The 1,162-nt window shown below is 76.1% G+C and carries 1 pseudogene; it reads left to right on the forward strand.

Features of this window, described 5'->3' with window-relative positions:
* Nucleotides 1-940 (forward strand): annotated as a pseudogene (locus tag FNQ90_RS24030) (hypothetical protein); the annotation flags it as partial.
* Between the last annotated feature and the right edge of the window lie 222 nt (nucleotides 941-1,162).

A 1,162-nucleotide genomic window follows, 5' to 3' on the forward strand; every position in this document is an offset into this window, starting at 1 on the left:
CCCCGACACCCACCCCGCCGCACCGCTCCTCTCCGACCGGGGCGCCGAACTCGCGGGGTTGGAGGACGCGATCGCTTTCTTCGCGGCATCGGTGAACGCCCGGGGCGGTCGGCACGCGCGCGGCGCCCTGGCCTCCTACCTGGCCGACGACGTGGCCCCGCTGCTGGGTGCGCGGGGCCCGGGTTCCCGGCGCCGCGAGGTGCTGGTGGCGGCCTGCCGTCTGTGTTTCCTGCTCGCCCGCATGTACGAGGACGGCCGACTGCACGGACTGGCGCAGCGCTACTACACCTTCGCCCACCGCCTGGCCTCCGAGGCCGGGGACCGCACCGCCTGGAGCACGGTGGTACGGGCGATGAGCGCCCAGGCCCAACGGCTGGGGCACCTCTCGGCGGCACTGCGCCTGGCGGAGACCGCAGGTCGGGCCGTACACGGCGCCCCGCCGGGACCGCAGGCCTACGTGCAGGCCCAACTGGCGGTGGTGCTGGCGCTCAGCGGCGAACGACGGGGCGCCCTGGGGGCCCTGCGGGCGGCCGAGCGCGCGGCGGAACGCGCCGGGGACACCGGCGGGCCGTTCGACGGCTATCCGGCGGCGGCGCTGCGTTTCCAGTCCGCGGCGGTGCTCGAGGCGCTGGGCGACCTGCCCGGGGCGATCACGGAGCTGCGGACCGCGGGACGGGAGAGGGACCCGGCCGACGTGCGCGGTCGGGCCCTGACCGACGCCCGGCTGGGACACCTGCTGCTCCGCCGGGGCCGGCTCGAGGAGGCCTGCGCGGCGTGGGAGGGACTGTTGCGGGGACGGGCCCGGCTGCGCTCGGAGGAGGTGGAGTCGGCCGTCCTGGAGATGCGCGGGGCCCTGCGTCCCCACCGGGGGCACGGGGAGGTCGCGAAACTCCTGACCCGCTCCCTGCCGGGGGCCGGTCCCCCACCCGATGAGTGCTGAAGCCGAACTCCACGCCCCGGCCCGTCGGGTCCGGGTTCCCGCGGGCGGGGCCCTCACCGGCCGTCGGGATCCCGGACCCGGAGTTCGGCGTCGAACCGTTGACGGGCACCCGGCGCATTCCTATGCTCTTCAATATGAATTGTCGCCGGTGACGTGCCGGAACGACACCGGACGGCCGCGGGAGGGCACCATGGACGACGCGCAGGGGTCGGGGCCTGTCTC

The sequence above is a fragment of the Streptomyces alkaliphilus genome (assembly GCF_014141535.1).
Lineage (GTDB): Bacteria > Actinomycetota > Actinomycetes > Streptomycetales > Streptomycetaceae > Streptomyces > Streptomyces alkaliphilus.